Source organism: Mycobacterium sp. NGS11 (assembly GCF_059813315.1).
Genome location: NZ_JCALEJ010000033.1, coordinates 1 through 21,418, shown reverse-complemented (window position 1 = coordinate 21,418; position 21,418 = coordinate 1). Strand labels below are relative to the sequence as shown.

General features: G+C 69.7%; 20 protein-coding genes. 15 read left to right on the top strand and 5 right to left on the bottom strand.

Features of this window, described 5'->3' with window-relative positions; translation table 11 throughout:
* The first annotated feature begins 5 nt into the window (after positions 1-5).
* From pyrR to pyrF, 7 genes are read left to right on the top strand one after another with little or no spacing between them, the layout of a single operon-like run.
* Entirely contained in the window at positions 6-578 is a 573-nt protein-coding gene (pyrR, locus tag AC5Y4T_RS23940; protein ID WP_499919676.1) for a bifunctional pyr operon transcriptional regulator/uracil phosphoribosyltransferase PyrR, read from the top strand.
* Entirely contained in the window at positions 575-1,534 is a 960-nt protein-coding gene (locus tag AC5Y4T_RS23935) for an aspartate carbamoyltransferase catalytic subunit (RefSeq protein ID WP_499919677.1), read from the top strand. The genes pyrR and AC5Y4T_RS23935 overlap by 4 nt, the downstream gene beginning before the upstream one ends.
* A complete protein-coding gene (locus AC5Y4T_RS23930; protein WP_499955778.1) occupies positions 1,531-2,823 on the top strand; it encodes a dihydroorotase in 1,293 nt (430 codons plus the stop codon). The genes AC5Y4T_RS23935 and AC5Y4T_RS23930 overlap by 4 nt, the downstream gene beginning before the upstream one ends.
* On the top strand, positions 2,820-3,323 hold the full coding sequence (locus AC5Y4T_RS23925) for a PH-like domain-containing protein (RefSeq protein WP_499919679.1): 504 nt from the start codon (positions 2,820-2,822) through the stop codon (positions 3,321-3,323). Before AC5Y4T_RS23930 ends, AC5Y4T_RS23925 begins: the two co-directional genes overlap by 4 nt.
* Positions 3,320-4,441, top strand: a complete 1,122-nt coding sequence (carA, locus tag AC5Y4T_RS23920; protein ID WP_499919681.1) for a glutamine-hydrolyzing carbamoyl-phosphate synthase small subunit — start codon at positions 3,320-3,322, stop codon at positions 4,439-4,441. The genes AC5Y4T_RS23925 and carA overlap by 4 nt, the downstream gene beginning before the upstream one ends.
* Positions 4,441-7,818: a carbamoyl-phosphate synthase large subunit gene (gene carB / locus AC5Y4T_RS23915; protein WP_499919685.1), complete on the top strand. Its 3,378-nt coding sequence runs from the start codon at positions 4,441-4,443 to the stop codon at positions 7,816-7,818. The genes carA and carB overlap by 1 nt, the downstream gene beginning before the upstream one ends.
* Positions 7,815-8,639, top strand: coding sequence for an orotidine-5'-phosphate decarboxylase (pyrF, locus tag AC5Y4T_RS23910; protein WP_499919687.1), 825 nt, complete (start codon positions 7,815-7,817; stop codon positions 8,637-8,639). Before carB ends, pyrF begins: the two co-directional genes overlap by 4 nt.
* Positions 8,640-8,652: 13 nt before the next feature.
* On the opposite strand, the gene AC5Y4T_RS23905 is transcribed toward pyrF, so the two are convergent.
* Positions 8,653-9,075: a TOBE domain-containing protein gene (locus AC5Y4T_RS23905; RefSeq protein WP_499919691.1), complete on the bottom strand. Its 423-nt coding sequence runs from the start codon at positions 9,073-9,075 to the stop codon at positions 8,653-8,655.
* 803 nt (positions 9,076-9,878) lie between these two features.
* On the opposite strand from AC5Y4T_RS23905, the gene mihF reads away from it, so the two are divergent.
* From mihF to metK, 5 genes are all read left to right on the top strand, one after another.
* Positions 9,879-10,193, top strand: a complete 315-nt coding sequence (mihF, locus tag AC5Y4T_RS23900; RefSeq protein ID WP_007171927.1) for an integration host factor, actinobacterial type — start codon at positions 9,879-9,881, stop codon at positions 10,191-10,193.
* A gap of 33 nt (positions 10,194-10,226) precedes the next feature.
* Positions 10,227-10,898 carry a guanylate kinase gene (gmk, locus tag AC5Y4T_RS23895; protein ID WP_499919692.1) on the top strand — a complete coding sequence of 224 codons (672 nt, stop codon included), beginning with the start codon at positions 10,227-10,229 and terminating at the stop codon, positions 10,896-10,898.
* 65 nt (positions 10,899-10,963) lie between these two features.
* On the top strand, positions 10,964-11,290 hold the full coding sequence (gene rpoZ / locus AC5Y4T_RS23890) for a DNA-directed RNA polymerase subunit omega (RefSeq protein WP_007774376.1): 327 nt from the start codon (positions 10,964-10,966) through the stop codon (positions 11,288-11,290).
* 24 nt (positions 11,291-11,314) lie between these two features.
* Complete coding sequence (gene coaBC, locus AC5Y4T_RS23885) at positions 11,315-12,568, top strand: bifunctional phosphopantothenoylcysteine decarboxylase/phosphopantothenate--cysteine ligase CoaBC (RefSeq protein WP_499919696.1); 1,254 nt, start codon at positions 11,315-11,317, stop codon at positions 12,566-12,568.
* 95 nt (positions 12,569-12,663) lie between these two features.
* Positions 12,664-13,875, top strand: coding sequence for a methionine adenosyltransferase (gene metK / locus AC5Y4T_RS23880; RefSeq protein WP_499919697.1), 1,212 nt, complete (start codon positions 12,664-12,666; stop codon positions 13,873-13,875).
* 6 nt (positions 13,876-13,881) lie between these two features.
* Here the strand turns inward: metK and AC5Y4T_RS23875 are convergent, their stop codons facing one another.
* Genes AC5Y4T_RS23875 through lipI form a run of 3 tightly spaced genes read right to left on the bottom strand, consistent with a single transcriptional unit; the run spans position 13,882 to position 17,357 of the window.
* On the bottom strand, positions 13,882-15,378 hold the full coding sequence (locus tag AC5Y4T_RS23875) for a flavin-containing monooxygenase (protein WP_499955776.1): 1,497 nt from the start codon (positions 15,376-15,378) through the stop codon (positions 13,882-13,884).
* Between the two features lie 10 nt (positions 15,379-15,388).
* Positions 15,389-16,360 carry an alpha/beta hydrolase gene (locus AC5Y4T_RS23870; RefSeq protein ID WP_499955774.1) on the bottom strand — a complete coding sequence of 324 codons (972 nt, stop codon included), beginning with the start codon at positions 16,358-16,360 and terminating at the stop codon, positions 15,389-15,391.
* A gap of 22 nt (positions 16,361-16,382) precedes the next feature.
* A complete protein-coding gene (gene lipI / locus AC5Y4T_RS23865; protein WP_499955772.1) occupies positions 16,383-17,357 on the bottom strand; it encodes an esterase LipI in 975 nt (324 codons plus the stop codon).
* On the opposite strand from lipI, the gene AC5Y4T_RS23860 reads away from it, so the two are divergent.
* The 3 genes from AC5Y4T_RS23860 (at position 17,356) to AC5Y4T_RS23850 (ending at position 20,831) form a co-directional block, all read left to right on the top strand.
* Positions 17,356-18,126, top strand: a complete 771-nt coding sequence (locus tag AC5Y4T_RS23860) for a lysoplasmalogenase (protein ID WP_499955770.1) — start codon at positions 17,356-17,358, stop codon at positions 18,124-18,126. The two genes, lipI and AC5Y4T_RS23860, sit on opposite strands and share 2 nt — an antisense overlap.
* 79 nt (positions 18,127-18,205) lie before the next feature.
* Complete coding sequence (locus AC5Y4T_RS23855) at positions 18,206-20,218, top strand: primosomal protein N' (protein WP_499955768.1); 2,013 nt, start codon at positions 18,206-18,208, stop codon at positions 20,216-20,218.
* A gap of 127 nt (positions 20,219-20,345) precedes the next feature.
* Entirely contained in the window at positions 20,346-20,831 is a 486-nt protein-coding gene (locus AC5Y4T_RS23850) for a MarR family winged helix-turn-helix transcriptional regulator (protein WP_499919709.1), read from the top strand.
* Positions 20,832-20,834: 3 nt separating this feature from the next.
* Here the strand turns inward: AC5Y4T_RS23850 and AC5Y4T_RS23845 are convergent.
* On the bottom strand, positions 20,835-21,418 hold a 584-nt coding region (locus AC5Y4T_RS23845; RefSeq protein WP_499955766.1), incomplete at its 5' end, for a class I SAM-dependent methyltransferase.

The following is a 21,418-nucleotide window of genomic DNA, read 5'->3' as shown; positions in this document are numbered from 1 at the left end:
TTCGTATGGGTGCTGCGGGCGACACCGGCTTAGGCAGCGATTCCCGGGAGTTGATGTCGGCGGCCGACGTGGGCCGCACCATTTCCCGCATTGCGCATCAGATCATCGAAAAGACCGCGCTGGACGCCCCCGACGCGCCACGGGTGGTGTTGCTGGGCATCCCGACCCGCGGTGTCATCCTCGCCAAGCGGCTCGCGGCCAACATCGGCGAATACAGCGGCGTCGAGGTCGGCCACGGCGCCCTGGACATCACGCTCTACCGCGACGATCTGATGCAAAAGCCGCCGCGGCCGCTGGAGGCCACCTCGATTCCGGCCGGCGGCATCGACGACGCGTTGGTGATCCTGGTCGACGACGTCCTGTACTCCGGCCGCTCGGTGCGTTCCGCGCTGGACGCGCTGCGCGACGTGGGCCGGCCGCGGGTCGTCCAGCTGGCGGTGCTGGTCGACCGCGGCCATCGCGAACTGCCGCTGCGCGCCGACTATGTGGGCAAGAACGTCCCCACCTCACGCAGCGAGAGCGTGCACGTGCTGCTGAGCGAGAACGACGGTGACGACGGGGTGGTGATCTCGCGATGACGCGCCACCTGCTGGCCGCCGGCGACCTGAGCCGCGACGACGCCACCGCCATCCTCGACGACGCCGACCGGTTCGCGCAGGCGCTGGTGGGCCGCGAGATCAAGAAGCTGCCAACGCTGCGCGGCCGCACCATCGTCACGATGTTCTACGAGAACTCGACCCGCACCCGGGTGTCCTTCGAGGTAGCGGGCAAGTGGATGAGCGCCGACGTGATCAACGTCAGCGCGTCGGGATCGTCGGTGGGCAAGGGAGAGTCGCTGCGCGACACCGCGTTCACGCTGCGCGCCGCCGGCGCCGACGCGCTGATCATCCGGCACCCGGCTTCCGGCGCCGCGCATCTGCTCGCGGACTGGACCGGCGCGAAGGACGACGGCGGGCCGTCGGTGATCAACGCCGGCGACGGCACCCACGAGCACCCGACCCAGGCGCTGCTGGACGCGCTCACCATTCGCCAGCGCCTCGGCGGCATCGAAGGCCGGCGCATCGTGATCGTCGGCGACATCCTGCACAGCCGCGTCGCCCGCTCGAACGTGATGCTGCTGGACACCCTGGGCGCCGAGGTGGTCCTGGTCGCGCCGCCGACGCTGCTGCCGGTCGGGGTCGAGGGCTGGCCGGTCACCGTATCGAACGACTTCGACGCCGAGTTGCCCGCCGCCGACGCGGTGCTGATGCTGCGCGTGCAGGCCGAGCGGATGAACGGCGGCTTCTTTCCGTCGGTGCGCGAATACTCCTCCCTGTACGGGCTTTCCGATCGCCGCCAGGCGCTGCTGCCCGGCCACGCCGTGGTGCTGCACCCCGGTCCGATGCTGCGCGGCATGGAGATCGCGTCGTCGGTAGCCGACTCATCGCAATCTGCTGTGCTGCAACAGGTTTCCAATGGTGTCCACGTGCGGATGGCGGTGCTGTTCCACGTGCTGGTCGGCACCGAACTAGCCGGAGAAGAGGGTGCGGCGTGAGCGTGCTGCTGCGCGGGGTTCGGTTGTACGGCGAGGGTGATCGCGTCGACGTGCTGATCGAAGACGGCCAAATCGCCGACATCGGAGCCACGTTGGACATTCCCGAGACGGCGGACGTGATCGACGCCACCGGCCACGTGCTGCTGCCCGGCCTGGTCGACTTGCACACGCACCTGCGCGAACCGGGGCGTGAATACGCGGAGGACATCGAAACCGGCTCGGCCGCGGCGGCTTTGGGTGGCTACACTGCGGTGTTCGCGATGGCCAACACCAACCCGGTCGCCGACAGCCCGGTGGTCACCGACCACGTGTGGCATCGCGGCCAGCAGGTCGGCCTGGTCGACGTGCACCCGGTGGGCGCCGTCACCGTCGGGCTGGCCGGCAAGGAGCTCACCGAGATGGGCATGATGGCGGCCGGTGCCGCGCAGGTGCGGATGTTCTCCGACGACGGCATCTGCGTGCACGACCCGCTGGTGATGCGCCGCGCCCTGGAATACGCCACCGGCCTGGGCGTGCTCATCGCCCAGCACGCCGAGGAGCCGCGGCTGACGGTCGGCGCCGTCGCCCACGAGGGCCCCACCGCGGCCCGGTTGGGCCTGGCGGGCTGGCCCCGGGCGGCCGAGGAATCGATCGTGGCCCGCGACGCGCTGCTGGCCCGCGACGCCGGCGCCCGGGTCCACATCTGCCACGCCTCCACGGCGGGCACGGTCGAGATCGTGAAATGGGCCAAGGAGCAAGGGATTTCGATCACCGCCGAGGTCACCCCGCACCACCTGATGCTCGACGACAGCAGGCTGGCCAGTTACGACGGACGCAACCGGGTCAACCCGCCGCTGCGCGAAGCCGCCGACGCGACGGCGCTGCGCCAAGCGCTGGCCGACGGCGTCATCGACTGCGTGGCCACCGACCACGCCCCGCACGCCGAGCACGAGAAGTGTGTGGAGTTCTCCGCGGCGCGTCCCGGCATGCTGGGGCTGCAGACGGCGCTGTCGATCGTGGTGCAGACCATGGTCACCCCGGGGCTGCTGACCTGGCGGGACGTCGCTCGGGTGATGAGTGAAAACCCCGCACGCATTGCGCGGCTGCCCGATCACGGGCGGCTGCTGGAGGTGGGGGAGCCCGCCAACCTCACGGTCGTGGATCCCACGGCCTCATGGACAATCGCCGGCGCCGACCTGGCCAGCCGGTCGGCCAACACCCCCTACGAGGCGATGACCCTGCCCGCCACCGTGACCGCCACGCTGCTGCGCGGCAAGGTCACCGCCCGAGACGGGAAGTGCCCGGCATGAACTCGGGCACGCTGGTGGGATCGCTGATCTTCGCGGCCGTACTGGTGGTCGTGCTCACGGTGGTGATCCAGCTGATGATGCGGACCTGGCACCGTCGTTCCCAGCAGCAGGCGGAGCTGATCGGGGCGTTGCCCGAGATCCCGGACCAGGTGGGGGCGGCGACCATCACCACGCGCGGGCACTACTGCGGTTCGATGATGGCGCCGGGCTGGAGCGAGCGGATCGCGGCCGGTGATCTGGGTTTCCGTAGCAAGGCGGTACTGACTCGCTACGAGGGCGGCATCATGGTGGAACGCGTACGGGCCCAGCCTATTTGGATCCCTGGAGATTCGATCACGCACATCCGGATGGAGCGCAGGATGACGGGCCGGGTCGGGATCCTGGCGATCCGCTGGCGGCTGCCCTCGGGTGTCGAGATCGACACCGGCTTCCGGGCGAATCACCGCAACGAATACGACGGCTGGCTCAAATCGCAACATGAGGGGGAGCGGCGCTCGTGACTAAAGCGCAGTTGGTACTCGAGGACGGCCGCGTCTTCACCGGCACGCCGTTCGGCAAGGTCGGCCAAACGTTGGGCGAGGCCGTCTTTTCCACCGGCATGTCCGGCTACCAGGAGACGCTGACCGATCCCAGTTACCACCGGCAGATCGTGGTGGCCACCGCGCCGCAGATCGGCAACACCGGCTGGAACGGCGAGGACGCCGAGAGCCGGGGCGACAAGATCTGGGTCGCCGGCTACGCGGTGCGCGATCCGTCGCCGCGGCCGTCCAACTGGCGGGCCACCGGAACGCTGGAGGACGAGCTGGTCCGCCAGCACATCGTGGGAATCGCCGGCATCGACACGCGCGCGGTGGTGCGGCATCTGCGCACCCGCGGCTCGATGAAGGCGGGCGTGTTCTCCGGTGATGCGCTGGCCGATCCGGACGAACTGCTGCGGCGGGTGCGCGGCCAGCAGTCGATGCTGGGCGCCGACCTGGCCGGCGAGGTCAGCACGCCGGACAGCTACATCGTGGAACCCGATGGCGCACCGCGGTTTACGGTGGCCGCGCTGGACCTGGGGATCAAAACCAACACCCCGCGCAACTTCGCCCGTCGCGGCGTCCGCACCCACGTGCTGGCATCGTCGGCGACCTACGAGCAGATCGCCGACATCAAACCCGACGGCATCTTCTTGTCCAATGGCCCCGGCGACCCCGCCACCGCCGATCATGTCGTCGCGGTCACCCGCGAGGCGCTGGGCGCCGGGATCCCGCTGTTCGGCATCTGTTTCGGCAATCAGATCCTGGGCCGGGCGCTGGGACTGTCCACCTACAAGCTGGTGTTCGGTCACCGCGGCATCAACATCCCGGTGATCGACCACGCCACCGGCCGCGTGGCGGTCACGGCACAAAACCACGGCTTCGCGCTCGAAGGGGAGGCCGGCCAGTCCTTCGACACGCCGTTCGGCCGAGCGATCGTGAGCCACACCTGCGCCAACGACGGAGTGGTCGAGGGCGTCAAACTCGCCGACGGGCAGGCCTTTTCGGTCCAGTACCATCCGGAGGCCGCGGCCGGCCCGCACGATGCGGAATACCTGTTCGACCAATTCATCGAGCTCATGGCAGGGGAGGGCCGCTAGTGCCACGTCGCTCCGACCTCAACCACGTGCTGGTGATCGGCTCAGGGCCGATCGTCATCGGGCAAGCCTGCGAATTCGACTACTCCGGCACCCAGGCGTGCCGGGTGCTGCGCGCGGAGGGGCTGCAGGTCAGCCTGGTCAACTCCAACCCGGCCACCATCATGACCGACCCGGAGTACGCCGACCACACCTACGTCGAGCCGATCACCGCCGCCTTCGTCGAGAAGGTGATCGCCCAGCAGGCGGAGCGCGGCAACAAGATCGACGCGCTGCTGGCCACCCTGGGCGGGCAGACCGCACTCAACACCGCGGTCGCGCTGTACGAGAACGGCGCGCTGGAGCGCCACGGCGTGGAGCTCATCGGCGCCGACTTCGACGCCATTCAGCGCGGCGAGGACCGGCAGATGTTCAAGGACATCGTCGCCAAGGTGGGCGGCGAATCCGCCCGCAGCCGAGTGTGTTTCACGATGGAAGAAGTCCGCGAGACGGTTGCCGAGCTCGGCCTGCCGGTCGTGGTGCGGCCCAGCTTCACCATGGGTGGCCTGGGTTCGGGGATGGCGCGATCCGTCGAGGAGGTCGACCGGATGGCCGGCGCCGGGCTTGCCGAAAGCCCGAGCGCCAACGTGCTGATCGAGGAATCGATCTACGGCTGGAAGGAATTCGAGCTCGAGCTGATGCGCGACGGCAACGACAACGTGGTCGTGGTGTGCTCGATCGAGAACTTCGACCCGATGGGCGTGCACACCGGTGACTCCGTCACCGTCGCGCCGGCGATGACGCTGACCGACCGCGAATACCAGCGGATGCGCGACCTGGGCATCGCGATCCTGCGCGAGGTCGGCGTGGACACCGGGGGCTGCAACATCCAGTTCGCGGTCAACCCCGTCGATGGCCGGCTGATCGTCATCGAGATGAATCCCCGGGTGTCGCGGTCGAGCGCCCTGGCGTCCAAGGCCACCGGCTTCCCGATCGCCAAGATCGCGGCCAAGCTGGCCATCGGCTACACCCTGGACGAGATCGTCAACGACATCACCAAGGAAACGCCGGCCTGCTTCGAACCCACCCTGGACTACGTCGTGGTCAAGGCTCCGCGCTTCGCCTTCGAGAAGTTCCCGGGCGCCGATCCCACCCTGACCACCACCATGAAATCGGTCGGCGAGGCAATGTCGTTGGGCCGCAACTTCGTTGAGGCTCTCGGCAAGGTCATGCGGTCGCTGGAGACCACCCGCGCCGGCTTCTGGACCAAACCGGACGATCCGGCGCTGGACGGCAAGGGACCGGACGAGGTGCTGACCCGGCTGCGCACTCCGACCGAAGGCCGGCTCTACGACATCGAACTGGCGCTGCGCCTGGGCGCTTCGGTGGAACGCGTCGCCGAGGCCAGCGGAGTGGACCCGTGGTTCGTCGCGCAGATCGGCGAGCTCATCGACTTGCGCGCCGAGTTGATCGCCGCCCCGGTGCTCGACGCCGACCTGTTGCGCCGCGGTAAGCACAGCGGGCTGTCGGACCGCCAGATCGCCGCGCTACGGCCGGAATTGGCCGGCGAGAACGGCGTGCGGTCGCTGCGCGAGCGGCTGGGTGTGCACCCGGTGTACAAGACCGTCGACACCTGCGCGGCGGAGTTCGAGGCCAAGACGCCGTATCACTACAGCAGCTACGAACTGGACCCCGCCGCCGAGACGGAGGTGGCGCCGCAAACCGAGAAGCCCAAGGTGTTGATCCTGGGTTCGGGGCCCAACCGTATCGGCCAGGGCATCGAATTCGACTACAGCTGTGTGCACGCGGCAACGACGTTGTCGCAGGCCGGCTTCGAGACCGTGATGATCAACTGCAACCCGGAGACGGTGTCCACCGATTACGACACCGCGGACCGGCTGTACTTCGAACCGCTGACCTTCGAGGACGTCCTCGAGGTGTTCCGCGCCGAGCAGCAATCGGCGGGCGGCGGCCCGGGTGTGGTCGGGGTGATCGTGCAACTGGGCGGCCAGACTCCGCTCGGGCTGGCGCAGCGCCTCGCCGACGCCGGGGTGCCGATCGTCGGCACACCACCGGAGGCCATCGATCTTGCCGAGGACCGCGGCGCGTTCGGCGACGTGCTCACCGCGGCCGGCCTGCCGGCGCCGAAGTACGGCACCGCAACCACTTTCGCGCAGGCCCAGCGGATCGCCGAAGACATCGGGTACCCGGTGCTGGTGCGGCCGTCGTACGTGCTGGGCGGTCGGGGCATGGAGATCGTGTACGACGAGGAGACGTTGCGGGGTTACATCACCCGTGCCACCGAGCTCTCACCCGAGCACCCGGTGCTCGTCGACCGCTTCCTCGAGGACGCGGTGGAGATCGACGTGGACGCGCTGTGCGACGGCACCGAGGTGTACATCGGCGGCATCATGGAGCACATCGAGGAGGCCGGCATCCACTCCGGCGACTCGGCGTGCGCCCTGCCGCCGGTGACGCTGGGCCGCAGCGACATCGAGAAGGTGCGCCGCGCGACCGAGGCCATCGCGCACGGCATCGGCGTGGTGGGACTGCTCAACGTGCAGTATGCGCTCAAGGACGACGTGCTCTATGTCCTGGAGGCCAACCCGCGCGCCAGCCGCACGGTGCCGTTCGTGTCGAAGGCCACCGCGATCCCGCTCGCCAAGGCCTGTGCCCGGGTCATGTTGGGCGCCAAGATCTCTCAGCTGCGCGAGGAGGGGTTGCTGGCGGCGTCCGGCGACGGGGCCCACGCGGCCCAGAACGCGCCGATCGCGGTCAAGGAGGCGGTGCTGCCCTTCCACCGGTTCCGCCGGGCCGACGGCTCGGGCATCGACTCGCTGCTGGGCCCGGAGATGAAATCCACCGGCGAGGTGATGGGCATCGACCGCGACTTCGGCAGCGCGTTCGCCAAGAGCCAGACCGCCGCCTACGGGTCGCTGCCCGCGCAGGGCACCATCTTCGTGTCGGTGGCCAACCGGGACAAGCGATCGCTAGTCTTTCCGGTCAAGCGGCTGGCCGACTTGGGATTTCGCGTGCTGGCCACCGAAGGAACCGCGGAGATGTTGCGCCGCAACGGAATCCCCTGCGACGAGGTGCGCAAGCACTTCGAGGACCCGCAGCCGGGCCGCCCCGAGATGTCGGCGGTCGACGCGATCAAGGCCGGCGAGGTCGACATGGTGATCAACACGCCCTACGGCAACTCCGGGCCGCGCATCGACGGTTATGAAATCCGTTCGGCCGCCGTGTCGGTCAACATCCCCTGTGTGACGACGGTGCAGGGCGCCTCGGCCGCCGTCCAGGGCATCGAGGCGGGCATCCGCGGCGACATCGGCGTGCGCAGCCTGCAAGAACTGCACAGCCAGATCGGTCAGGGCGGCGTGCCCGGTAACGGGGCCCGGTGACCGGATTCGGCGTCCGCCTCGCGGAGGCGAAAGCGGAACGCGGGCCGCTGTGTGTGGGCATCGATCCGCATCCCGAGCTGCTGCGCGCCTGGGACCTGCCCACGACCGCCGAGGGGCTGGCCGCGTTCTGCGACATCTGCATCGAGGCGTTTTCCGGATACGCCGTCGTCAAGCCTCAGGTCGCGTTCTTCGAGGCCTATGGCGCCGCGGGATTCGCGGTGCTGGAACGCACCATCGCGGCCCTGCGATCGGTCGGGGTGCTGGTGCTGGCCGACGCGAAGCGAGGCGACATCGGCACGACGATGGCGTCCTACGCCGCTGCCTGGGCGGGTGATTCACCGCTGGCCGCCGACGCCGTGACGGCAACCCCGTACCTGGGGTTCGGCTCGCTGCGGCCGCTGCTGGAGACCGCCGCGGCCCACGACCGCGGGGTGTTCGTGCTGGCGGCCACTTCCAACCCCGAGGGCGCCACGGTGCAGCGGGCCGCCTTCGACGGCCGCACGGTGGCCCAGCTGGTCGTCGACCAGGCCGCGGTGGTGAACCGGTCCGCGACCCCGTCCGGGCCGGGATATGTCGGCGTGGTCGTCGGCGCGACCGTGTTGCAGGCGCCCGATCTGAGCGCGCTCGGCGGTCCGGTCCTGGTGCCCGGGCTCGGTGTGCAGGGCGGGCGACCCGAGGCGCTCGCCGGGCTGGGCGGCGCGGAACCCGGGCAGCTGCTGCCCGCGGTGGCCCGCGAGGTGCTGCGGGCCGGCCCCGGCGTGACGCAGCTGCGGGACGCGGCCGATCGCATGCTGGACGCGGTGGCCTACCTGGCCGTATGAGTGGGGTTGACGTCTAGTCCGACGCCAGTGCGGTGTTGGGCCGCGCGGTTTCGACGATGACGGTGGTGGCCTTGACGACGGCCACCGCGACGCTGCCGGGCCGCAGCTGCAATTCCTCGGCGGCTTCGGTGCTCATCAGTGAGACGACGGTGAATGGACCGCACTGCATCTCCACCTGGGTCATCACCTTGTCGCTGACCACCGACGTGACCAGCCCGACGAAGCGGTTGCGGGCCGAGCTGCCGATGCTGAGCGGGTCCGCCGGCGGGGCGGGTGCGTTGGTGCGGGAGAAGTGGGCCAGGTCCTCGCTGGCGATCACCTTGCGGCCGGCGGCATCGTGACTGACCGTCAATGTGCCCTGGTTGATCCAGCGCCGCACGGTGTCGTCGCTGACGCCCAGCAGCTCAGCCGCCTGGCGAATTCGCAGGTTGGACACCGGTCGATCGTATCGGATTGCGCACTGCCGATTAGCTGAAATACGGGGGCGAGGGCCTAGTTATCCGCAAGGACGGAATAAGCGCCTGCCCAATTCCGCGCATGCGGCGATTCATTGGAAATCCGTCCGGATTCACGGAGGTGGGCAACCGTCGTCGCCGCGCGCGACCGGCCGCGGCCGCGGATCACCACCGCCAAAGGTGTTGCCGCCGTAAATGATTGGTGAAAGTCCGCGGTGTTCTGGAGCGGGCGTCGTGCCGGCGTCGAACCGGTCGGCCGACCAGCGGTGCGGACGCGCCGGGCACCCGATATCCGTTCGCCGGATGCGGCGGCCAGCCCGTCCCGCGCCCTCGACGACGAATCTCGGTGATAGCCGCGTTGGTTGCTGAGCGATCCGTGCGCGACCCGTTTGACCGGCGACGCGACACGCGCGACACGCCGCAACAAATCCGTGATCCCCCGCACCGGGCGTCGGGGCTCCCGGCCGGCGCCTTTTCCGGGCCGCCCGGCCGGAAAGCCCTGCCCCGCCGGCGGACGACAAAACCCCTGGTAGACGGCATAACGAGGGGCTGAAGCGCGGCCGGTATCGCCCCGCGGGCGGCGCCACACGCGACCGTCGGCGACGCGCGTGGGAGCGCCGTTTTGGCCGGTCACACGCCGGTCCTTGCTGGGACTTTGCCCCCTCAAGCAGGGGGCCGGGTTAGATTTCGTCAGGAGGCCTGAGTACGGTCGTCTCCGCTGGCAGAAGTGCCGGCGAGACAAAATGAGATCGATTGAAATTGATTGATCAGATACGGAGGAATCGTGGCCCTTCCCCAGTTGACCGACGAGCAGCGCGCGGCCGCGTTGGAGAAGGCGGCTGCCGCACGTCGAGCGCGAGCAGAGCTGAAGGACCGCCTGAAGCGTGGCGGCACCAACCTCACCCAGGTGCTCAAGGACGCCGAGACCGACGAAGTCCTGGGCAAGATGAAGGTTTCCGCGCTTCTCGAGGCGTTGCCGAAGGTTGGCAAGGTCAAGGCGCAGGAGATCATGACCGAGTTGGAGATCGCCCCGACCCGCCGTCTGCGCGGCCTCGGCGATCGTCAGCGCAAGGCCCTGCTGGAAAAGTTCGGCTCCTAACCGAGCCGTGGGCGCACCGGCCCAGGAGCGCCTGTGAGCGCCGGCGGGGGACCGGACGTCCAGCACGGCACACGTCCTGAACCATCGGGTAACGGACGTGTGGTCGTGCTGTCCGGTCCCTCAGCGGTCGGCAAGTCGACTGTGGTCCGATGCCTGCGGGAGCGGGTCCCGGACCTGCATTTCAGCGTCTCGGCCACCACACGGGCGCCGCGGCCCGGCGAGGTCGACGGCGTCGATTACCACTTCGTCAGCCCCGACCGATTCCAGCAGCTCATCGACGAGGGTGCGCTGCTGGAGTGGGCCGAAATCCACGGGGGCCTGCATCGATCTGGCACCCTGGCCGAGCCGGTGCGGGCCGCCACCGCCCGCGGATTTCCCGTGCTGATCGAAGTCGACCTGGCCGGGGCCAGGGCCGTGAAGAAGGCGATGCCCGAGGCGCTGGCGGTCTTCCTGGCGCCGCCCAGCTGGGAGGATCTGCAGGCCAGGCTCGTCGGCCGCGGCACCGAGACACCCGAGGTCATGCAGCGGCGGCTGGAGACCGCCCGCACCGAAATGGCGGCCCGAAACGACTTCGATCGGGTGGTCGTGAACAGCGAATTGGAGTCGGCCTGCTCGGAATTGGTATCCTTGCTGGTGGAAACTGCGCCGGGCCGCCATGACCCGTCCAGCGAGACCAGCAGCCGGACCATATCCCAGCACGACTGACCACGAATTTTCCAGTATCTTTCAGCGGCGACGAGCCGCTCCAATGCGCCAGGAGATTGACCTAAGTGAGCATTCCCCAGTCCGACGCGGCACTGGCCGCCGTCCCCGACCGGTTCGATCCGTCCGCAGGGGGACCGGGCGCATACGACACCCCGCTGGGCATCACCAACCCGCCCATCGACGAGCTGCTGGACCGCGTTTCGAGCAAGTACGCCCTGGTGATCTACGCCGCCAAGCGGGCGCGTCAGATCAACGACTACTACAACCAGCTCGGTGAGGGCATCCTCGAATACGTCGGTCCGCTGGTCGAGCCGGGGCTGCAGGAAAAGCCGCTGTCGATCGCGATGCGCGAGATCCACGGCGACCTGCTCGAGCACACCGAGGGCGAGTAACCGGGCCGGGCTGGGCGACGCGCTGTGGACAGCCGCAAGCGGATCATCGTCGGCGTGTCGGGCGGCATCGCCGCCTATAAGGCGTGCACCGTCGTCCGCCAGCTCGCCGAGGCCGGTCATTCCGTTCGCGTCATCCCGACCGAGTCCGCGCTGCGCTTTGTCGGGGCCGCCACGTTCGAGGCGCTGTCCGGCCAGCCGGTGCACACCGGCGTCTTCAACGACGTGCCCGAGGTTCCGCACGTCCAGCTCGGCAAGCAGGCCGACCTGGTCGTGGTGGCGCCGGCCACCGCGGACCTGCTGGCCCGGGCGGTGCACGGCCGGGCCGACGATCTGCTGACCGCCACCCTGCTCACGGCGCGATGTCCGGTGCTGTTCGCGCCGGCGATGCACACCGAGATGTGGCTGCACCCCGCCACCGTGGACAACGTGGCCACGTTGCGCCGCAGGGGAGCGGTGGTGCTCGAACCCGCCGCCGGGCGGCTCACAGGGACGGACAGCGGGTCGGGCCGGCTGCCCGAGGCCGAGGAGATCACCACCCTGGCTCACCTGTTGCTGGAGCGCCAGGACGCGCTGCCCTACGACCTCGCCGGCTGCAAGATGCTGGTGACGGCCGGCGGCACCCGCGAACCGGTCGATCCGGTGCGCTTCATCGGCAACCGCAGCTCCGGCAAGCAGGGCTATGCCGTGGCGCGGGTGGCGGCCCAGCGGGGCGCTGAGGTCACTCTGATCGCCGGGCATACCGCCGGGCTGATCGATCCCGCGGGTGTCGAGGTGGTCCACGTCAGCTCAGCCGAGCAACTGGGCGACGCCGTGGCCAAGCACGCGGCCGAGGTGGACGTGCTCGTGATGGCCGCCGCGGTCGCCGACTTCCGGCCGGCCCGGGTTGCGGCCGCCAAGATCAAAAAGGGCCCGCAGGATCAGGATCAGCCGCCCACGATCGAGTTGGTCCGCAACGACGACGTGCTGGCCGGCGCCGTGCGGGCCCGCGCCAACGGCGAGCTGCCCAACATGCGCGCCATCGTGGGGTTCGCCGCCGAGACCGGCGACGCCAACGGGGACGTGCTGTTTCACGCCCGGACGAAGCTGCGCAACAAGGGTTGTGATCTGTTGGTCGTCAACGCGGTCGGCGACGGTAGGGCCTTCGAGGTGGACAGCAACGACGGCTGGCTGCTGGCGGCCGACGGTACCGAGTCGGCGCTGCAACACGGCTCCAAGACGTTGATGGCCAGTCGTATCGTTGATGCGATCGCCGCGTTCCTGCACGGGGACAGCGGGTAGAGCGGTCGAGTTCTTCTCGGCACCGGACCAGGTGCTGGCGGGCCGACGCCAGTCGATATAATTCGGCTAACTAACTATTTGGAAGGATCGGCATTGTGAGCGAAAAGGGTCGCCTGTTTACCAGTGAGTCGGTGACTGAGGGACACCCCGACAAGATCTGCGACGCGATCAGCGACTCCGTCCTCGACGCCCTGCTGGCGGCGGACCCGAGCTCACGTGTCGCGGTCGAAACGCTGGTCACCACCGGACAGGTGCACGTGGTGGGCGAGGTGACGACGACGGCCAAGGAGGCGTTCGCGGACATCACCAACACGGTTCGCGCGCGCATTCTCGACATCGGCTACGACTCGTCGGACAAGGGCTTCGACGGGGCCACCTGCGGCGTGAACATCGGTATCGGCGCGCAGTCGCCCGACATCGCCCAGGGCGTCGACACCGCCCACGAGGCCCGGGTCGAGGGCGCCGCTGACCCGCTGGACGCCCAGGGCGCCGGCGACCAGGGCCTGATGTTCGGCTACGCCATCAACGACACGCCCGAGCGGATGCCGCTGCCGATCGCGCTGGCCCACCGGTTGTCGCGCAAGCTCACCGAGGTCCGCAAGAACGGCACGCTGCCTTACCTGCGGCCCGACGGCAAAACACAGGTCACCATCGAGTACGAGGACGACGTCCCGGTCCGGCTGGACACCGTGGTCGTGTCCACCCAGCACGCCGACGGCATCGACCTGGAGAAGACGCTGGACCCCGACATCCGTCAGCACGTGCTCAAGACCGTGCTGGACGAGCTGGCCCACGACACCCTGGACTCGTCGGCGACGCGGGTGCTGGTCAACCCGACCGGCAAGTTCGTCCTCGGTGGCCCGATGGGCGACGCGGGCCTGACCGGCCGCAAGATCATCGTCGACACCTACGGCGGCTGGGCCCGCCACGGCGGCGGCGCCTTCTCCGGTAAGGATCCGTCCAAGGTGGACCGGTCGGCGGCCTACGCGATGCGCTGGGTGGCCAAGAACATCGTCGCCGCCGGCCTGGCGGAGCGAGTCGAGGTGCAGGTGGCCTACGCCATCGGCAAGGCCGCCCCGGTCGGGCTGTTCATCGAGACGTTCGGCACCGCGACCGTCGACCCGGTCAAGATCGAGAAGATCGTTCCCGAGGTGTTCGACCTGCGGCCGGGCGCGATCATCCGCGACCTGGACCTGCTGCGCCCCATCTACGCGCAGACCGCCGCATACGGGCACTTCGGCCGCACCGACGTCGAACTGCCCTGGGAGCAGCTGAACAAGGTCGACGACCTCAAGCGCGCGATCTAGGGCCGGTCAGCCGGTGAATCGGTAGTCGTCCAGATCGAATCGCCGGCTGCGCCAGTACACCTCCGGGGTGGTGCCAGGGCGCAGGGGCACGTCACCGTTCTTGTCGAAGTAGTAGCTGTTGGCCAGCTTGCAGCTGTCCTGCCAGAAGATCTGCCGGTGCCGTCGGCGCATCATCTCGGCGAAGTAGCGGTCGTTGGCTTCCTGGCTGACCTCGACGCGGGTCGCGCCGACACGCTTGGCCCGCTTGAGGCAGCGCACGATGTGATGCGTCTGCGCCTCGATGAGCGCGAAATACGAAGAGCCGACGTAACCGTAGGGGCCGAACACGGTGAACAGGTTGGGGAAGCCGGGCACGGTGACGCCCTCGTAGGCCTGCAGCCGGTGCTCGTCCCAGAAGCGGCTCAACGATTTTCCGCCGCTTCCGGTCACCGCGAACGTGGGCACGTTGTCGGGGTCCATCACCTTGAAGCCGGTCGCCAGGATCAGGACGTCGATCTCGTGGTTCTCGCCGTCGGTGGTGGCGACCGCGTCGGGCGTGATCTTGTCGATCGGTTCGGTGACCAGCCGCACGTTGTCGCGGTTGAAGGTGGCCAGGTAGCCGTTGTGGAAGCCGGGTCGTTTGCAGCCGACGGCATACTTCGGCGTGAGCTGCTCGCGCACGGCGGGATCCCGAACCTGTTGCCGCAGATAGGATTTGCCCAGTGCCGCCATCCTCTTGGCCAGCGGGATGACGGTGAAGTAGTGCGCCGAGATGGGGAAGGTGAGCTCCACGTAGGCCTGGCTGAGCAGGCGCTGCACGAACTTGCCGCCGGGGATTCGCATCGCCCAGCGCGCGGGCGTGGGCAGCGGGACGTCGAACTTCGGGAAACACCAGATCGGCGTGCGCTGAAACACGGTGAGCGACGAGACGATTGGCGCGATCTCGGGGATCACCTGGACCGCCGAGGCGCCGGTGCCTATCACGGCGACGCGTTTGCCGGTCAAATCCTGATTGTGGTCCCACCGCGCGGTGTGCATGGTGGTGCCGGCGAACGAGTCCACGCCGTCGATGTCGGGCAGATTCGGCACCGTCAGCACGCCGCACGCGCTGATCACGAACCGCGCCGTGATTTCGCCCGAAGGGTCGGTCTGTACCCGCCACAGCCGGCGCTCGTCGTCGAAGTCGGCGGCCTGCACCTTGGTGTTGAATCGGATCCGCGATCGGATGCGGTATTTGTCGGCGCAGTGTTCGGCGTAGGCCTTGAGCTCTCGGCCCGGCGCGTAGGTGCGCGACCAGTGCCGGCTCTGCTCGAAGGAGAACTGGTAGGAAAACGACGGAATGTCCACGGCGATACCGGGATACGTGTTCCAGTGCCAGGTACCGCCGACCCCGTCGCCGGCTTCGATCACCAGATAGTCGGACAGCCCGGCCCGGTCGAGGCTGATGGCCGCGCCGATGCCGGAGAATCCGGCGCCGATGATCAGCGTGTGGTAGTCGGGGACTTCGTCGTCGGTGGGGACCATCGTTGCCTGCCTAGGTGTGCAGCGCCTTGTGGAGCGCCGCCAGGCCACGCTCGGCGGCCTCGGCGGCGGCGGGTATCGCCAACGCGAAACTGACGAACCCGTGCACCAGGGTGGGCTCGTTGCTCAACTCGACCGGCACGCCCGCGGCCTCGAGGAGCTCGGCGTAACGGGTCCCCTCATCGCGCAGCGGATCGTGTTCGGCGGTGGCGATGTAGGCGGGCGCCAGCCCGGACAGGTCCGCGGCGTTCGCCGGAGCCATGGTGGTGGGCAGCGCCTTGGGGTCGGTGATATCGAGGCCGGGCACATACCAGGCCAGGAACGCGTCGATGACTTCACGGTTCAGGATCGGCGCATCCGCGTTGTCGGTATACGACGGCAGCGACAGATCCGCTATGACCGTCGGGTACCACAGCAGTTGGAAGCGCAGCTCGGGCCCGCCGTTGTCGGCGTTGTCGCGGGCCAACAGCGCCGTCACCGCGGCGAGGTTGCCGCCCGCCGAGTCGCCGGCCACGGCGATGTTGGCCGGGTCGCCGCCGAGCTCGGCCGCGTTCTCGGCGACCCACTGCAGGGCCGCCCAGCAGTCGTCCACGCCCGCCGGGAACGGATGCTCGGGGGCCAGCCGGTAGCCGACGGACACCACGACGGCCTCGGCGCCCACGGCGTGGGCGCGCGCGACCGGGTCGTGGGTGTCCAGGTCGCCGAGGCAGAACCCGCCGCCGTGATAGAAGACGACCACGGGCAACGGCGTCACCTCGCTGTCGGGCCAGTAGATGCGCACCGGGATGTCGCTGCGGTCGCCGTGCGAGACCGTGCGGTCCTCGATCCGCAGGTCCGGCAGCATTTCCGCGGGCACCTTGAGCAGCCGCAGCCGCTTGCGGGCAACCTCGACGCCGTCGGCCTCGCGGAAGGTCATCGGATAGGCGTCGAGCAGCGCCTTGAAGGTGGGATCGATACCGGGGCGGGCGGGGGTCGGCTCGCTCATGCGTTCACCGTACGCCGCGGGGTCACCCGTGCAGCCCGGCGCGCAGCGCGGTCAGTCCGCCCTCGAGCGCCGCGGTGGCGGCGGGCACCACGCCGGCATAGCCCAGGTAGCCGTGCACCAGCGTCTCGGCGTTGTGCACCTCGGCGGCGACGCCGGCGGCGGTCAGCAACCCGGCGTACCGGATGCCGTCGTCGCGCAGGGGGTCGTACCCGGCGACGGCGATGTAGGCCGGCGCCAGATCGCTCAGGTCACGCGCGCGCCCCGGCGCCATGTCCGATGGCGGATCGGACATGGCGACTTCGCCCGCGTACCAACGGGAGAACGCCGCGACGGCGTCGGTGCCCAGGATCGGCGCGGTGGCGTTTTCGGTGAACGACGGCAGCGACGCGTCCCACATGGTCGACGGATACCACAACAGCTGGAACACGATCGAAGGAGCGCCGTTGTCGCGCGCCCGCTGCGCCACCGCGGCGGCGATGGTGCCGCCGGCCGAATCCCCGGCCACCGCGATCCGGCTCGGATCGGCGTGCAGTTCGGCCGCATTCTCGGCGACCCAAAGCGTTGCGGCCCAAGCGTCTTCGACGGCGGCGGGGTAGGGGTGCTCGGGGGCGAGCCGGTAATCGACGGCTACCACGATCGCGTCGGCGCCCACCGCGTGCTGGCGCGCCGTGCCGTCGTGGGTTTCGAGGTCGCCGATGACGAAGCCGCCGCCGTGAAAAAACAGCACGACCGGGGCGGCGGCGCCCTGTCGATCATCGTCGGGATAGCTTGGCGGCCAATAGATCCGGAGCCCGATGGAGCCGGCGGGGCCGCGAATCGTGCGGTTCTGGACCCGCAGCTCGGGATGCAGCGGCCGGCGCGGCAGGTCGCGGAACCGCTGACGTGCCGCGCGGATTCCGTCCTCAGTGGATAGCCGGAAGGGAACCGCATCCAGTACCTTCTGCAGGATGGGGTCGATAGCGGGTTTCTCCTCGGCTGTGTTATCCAAGCTGGGCATGGACGTACCGTACGCACCCCGTCTGGTGGCCGGCGCCTGGGTGGTGGCCGGCTGGGTGGCCCTCGGCTACGGCATCTACCTGACCGTGCTGGCGCTGCGCTCGCCGCCGGGGATCGAGCTGACCGGTCACTGGGCGTTTCAGCCGGCGTTCAAGGCCTCGATGGCGCTGCTGCTCACGTTGGCCGCGGCGGGCCACGCCAAGGTCCGCGAGCGGCGGTGGCTGATGCTGGCGCTGCTGGGATCGGCCGTCGGCGACTGGGTGCTGGCGATCCCGTGGTGGCCGCTGTCGTTCGAGGTGGGGCTTGGGGCATTCCTGTTGGCGCACTTGTGTTTCATCGCCGCCCTGCTGCCGCTGGTTCCGGAGTTCTCCGGGGCTTCGGCGGATGACCGCCCGTCGACGATGCGCATCGTCGCGGCGGTCCTGATGTGCGCGGCGTCGATCGCGATGCTGGGCTGGTTCTGGCCCCAGCTGGGCGCACAAAAGCTGACGCTGCCGGTGACGCTCTACATCGTGGTGCTGACCGCGATGGTGTGCGCGGCCCTGCTGGCGAAGCTGCCGACGATCTGGACGGCGGTGGGGGCGCTGTGTTTTGCGGCCTCGGACTCGATGATCGCCATCGGCCGCTTCATCCTCGGCAACGAGGCCCTCGCGGTGCCGATCTGGTGGTCCTACGCGGCGGCCCAGATCCTGATCACGGCCGGCTTCTTCTTCGGCCGCGAGGTTCCCGCGCAGGCCGCCGGGGACGCCCCGGCGCCCGTCGAGAGCTGATTGTCGCCGGTGTCCGGTACGCTGCGGACTCCGACGGTAAACCATTGGATGACAACATGATTCGCGGTCCGGAGACGCGGTGAGTCCGAGCGCGCGCACGCCCGTCGAGGTGGAGCCCATCGCCCGGGTGCTGCCGATGCTGTCGGTGCCCCACCTCGACCGCGACTTCGACTATCTGGTGTCGGCCGAACAGTCCGACGACGCCCAGCCCGGGGTGCGGGTGCGGGTGCGTTTCCACGGCCGGCTGGTCGACGGGTTCGTGCTGGAGCGCCGCAACGACACCGATCACCCCGGGAAACTGGGCTGGCTGGATCGCGTCGTGTCGGCCGAGCCGGTGCTCACCCCGGAAATTCGCCGGCTGGTCGACGCGGTGGCCGCGCACTACGCCGGCACCCGCCCGGACGTGTTGCGTCTGGCGGTGCCGGCCCGGCACGCCAGGGTGGAGCGGGAACCCTCGGTCGGTCCCGAGGCCGCGGCCCCGGCGCCCGTCGATCCGTCGGGCTGGGAAGGTTACGGCCGGGGCGCTCAGTTCCTGGCCGCCCTGGCCGAATCGCGGGCCGCCCGAGCCGTGTGGCAGGCGCTTCCCGGCGAGTCGTGGGCGGACCGGTTCACCGAGGCCGCCGCGCAAACGGTGCGGACCGGCCGCTCGGCGCTGGCGATCGTTCCCGACCAGCGCGACCTGGACGCGCTGTGGCAAGCCGCGACGACGCGGATCGACGAGGGCAGCGTGGTGGCCCTGTCGGCCGGCCTGGGGCCGGCCGCCCGGTACCGGCGGTGGCTGGCGGCGCTGCGCGGCTCCGCGCGGTTGGTGATCGGTACCCGCAGCGCCGTGTTCGCACCGCTGAGCGACCTGGGGCTGGTCATGGTGTGGGCCGACGCCGACGACAGCCTGGCCGAGCCGCGCGCGCCGTATCCGCATGCCCGCGAGGTGGCCATGCTGCGCGCGCATCAGGCCCGGTGTGCGGCGCTGATCGGCGGCTACGCGCGCACGGCCGAAGCCCACGCGCTGGTGCGCAGCGGCTGGGCGCACGACATCGTGGCCGCGCGTCCCGTGGTGCGCGCCCGCACGCCGCGAGTGATCGCCCTGGACGACACCGGCTACGCCGACGAGCGCGACCCGGCGGCGCGCACGGCCCGCGTCCCGTCCATCGCGCTGCGCGCCGCCCGCTCGGCGCTGCAGGCCGGGGCTCCGGTGCTGGTGCAGGTGCCCCGGCGCGGGTACATCCCCGCGCTGGCCTGCGCGCGGTGCCGCACGATCGCCCGGTGCCGGCACTGCACGGGCCCGCTGTCGTTGCAGGAGGGCGGGGCCGCCTTACTGTGCCGCTGGTGCGGCCGCGTCGACCCGACCCGACGGTGCGCGCGCTGCGGGTCGGACGCCGTGCGCGCGGTCGTCGTCGGCGCGCGCCGCACCGCCGAGGAACTCGGCCGCGCGTTCCCGGACACGGCGGTGATCACGTCGTCGGGCGACGGCGTGGTGCCCGAGGTCGCGGCCGGTCCGGCCCTGGTGGTGGCCACCCCTGGTGCCGAACCGCAGGCGCGCGGCGGTTACGGGGCGGCGCTGCTGTTGGACACCTGGGCGCTGCTGGGCCGCCAAGACCTGCGCGCGGCCGAGGATGCGTTGTGGCGCTGGATGAGCGCCGCCGCGTTGGTGCGGGCCCGTGGCGACGGCGGCGTGGTGGCGATCGTCGCCGAATCGTCTCTGCCCACAGTGCAATCGCTGATCCGTTGGGATCCCGTGGGTCATGCGGAGGCCGAGGTGACCGCGCGGGCCGAGGTCGGTCTGCCGCCCAGCGTGCACATGGCGGCCGTCGACGGGACCGCCGGCGCCGTGGCGGCGCTGCTCGACGAGGTCCGGTTGTCCGATCAGGATTCCCTCGACGCGGATTTGCTTGGACCGGTGGACCTTCCGGCCGGCGTGCGCCGCCCGGCCGGAACGCCGGCCGGCGCCCCGGTGACGCGAATGCTGGTGCGCGTGCCCCGTCAGCAGGGCCTGGCGCTCGCGGCGGCGCTGCGGCGCGGCATCAGCGTGCTCAGCACACGGCAAACGCACGAGCCGGCCCGGGTCCAGATCGACCCGCTGCACATCGGCTAACCTTCACCAATCATTACCCTAGGCGACAATATACGCATGCAATAATCTCTTTTTACGACATTAGAGTGTTGCTACACTTTCTAATCCTTAGCCGCCGAAAGGCCGGAAACCATCCGGGGAGGGCGTTATGGCAGCGGATCACACCGCGGTTGACGAATCGTTGGACGTCATCACCGATGCGCTACTGACGGCCTCCCGTTTGCTGATGGCCATCTCGGCCCGCTCCGTCGGGCAGGTCGACGAGACCATCACCATCGCGCAATTCCGGACGCTGGTGATCCTGTCCAATCGCGGCCCCGTCAACCTGGCCACCCTGGCCGGTCTGCTGGGTGTGCAGCCGTCGGCCACCGGCCGGATGGTGGACCGGTTGGTCGCCGCCGGGCTGATCGACCGCCTGCCGCACCCGACCTCCCGGCGCGAGCTGCTCGCCGCGCTCACCACGCGCGGCCGCGACGTCGTCCACCAGGTCACCGCGCACCGGCGCGCCGAGATCGCGGCCATCGTCGCGAAGATGCCGCCACCCGAGCGGCACGGGCTGGTGCGGGCCCTGACGGCCTTCACCGCCGCCGGCGGCGAGCCTGACGTCCACCTGGACGCCGAGGTCGACCTGTAGCGGCTACTCGGTCCGCTTTCGGCCGGTCACCAGCAGGTACTCCCAGCCCATGACGCCGTCGCTGAGGTGATCCTGCGCGAGTTCGACGAGTTGGGCGTCCAGCTCGGCCGTCAGCACCCGGTTGTGACCGATGTTCGCGTACGCCTCGATCGTCGGGCCGTAGTGCTGCTTGAAGTAGGCATGCACGGCCTCGGCGCTGTCGAACCGGTTGACGGCCAACATGCCTCGCGCCGTGGTGATCTCGCCGATCTCGTCGCCGAGCAGCGCGGTGACGTAGCCCGGGCGGCCCCAGAGCGCCGCAGGCGGCACGGGGTGCGACAGGCTCGGCCGGTAGGGCCGAATGGTGGCCAGCATCCGGCCGAAGAACCCTTCGGGCGTCCAGCTGATCACGCCGATCGTGCCGCCCGGCCGGCAAACCCGGACCAGTTCCGCGGCAGCGCGGGGCTGGTCGGGGGCGAACTGCACGCCGATCGCGGACACGACGACGTCGAACTCGCCGTCACCGAACGGCAGCGCGTGTGCGTTGGCCTCCCGGTAGTCGATCGTCAAGCCCCGCGACTTCGCCCTGGCCTGCGACCGGCGCAGCA

Coding starts and splice junctions, on each gene's coding strand:
- pyrR (WP_499919676.1), top strand. CDS start 6: ATGGGTGCTGCGGGCGACACCGGCTTAGGCAGCGATTCCCGGGAGTTG.
- AC5Y4T_RS23935 (WP_499919677.1), top strand. CDS start 575: ATGACGCGCCACCTGCTGGCCGCCGGCGACCTGAGCCGCGACGACGCC.
- AC5Y4T_RS23925 (WP_499919679.1), top strand. CDS start 2,820: ATGAACTCGGGCACGCTGGTGGGATCGCTGATCTTCGCGGCCGTACTG.
- AC5Y4T_RS23875 (WP_499955776.1), bottom strand. CDS start 15,378: ATGGTCCCCACCGACGACGAAGTCCCCGACTACCACACGCTGATCATC.
- AC5Y4T_RS23870 (WP_499955774.1), bottom strand. CDS start 16,360: ATGAGCGAGCCGACCCCCGCCCGCCCCGGTATCGATCCCACCTTCAAG.
- AC5Y4T_RS23860 (WP_499955770.1), top strand. CDS start 17,356: ATGGACGTACCGTACGCACCCCGTCTGGTGGCCGGCGCCTGGGTGGTG.
- lipI (WP_499955772.1), bottom strand. CDS start 17,357: ATGCCCAGCTTGGATAACACAGCCGAGGAGAAACCCGCTATCGACCCC.
- AC5Y4T_RS23850 (WP_499919709.1), top strand. CDS start 20,346: ATGGCAGCGGATCACACCGCGGTTGACGAATCGTTGGACGTCATCACC.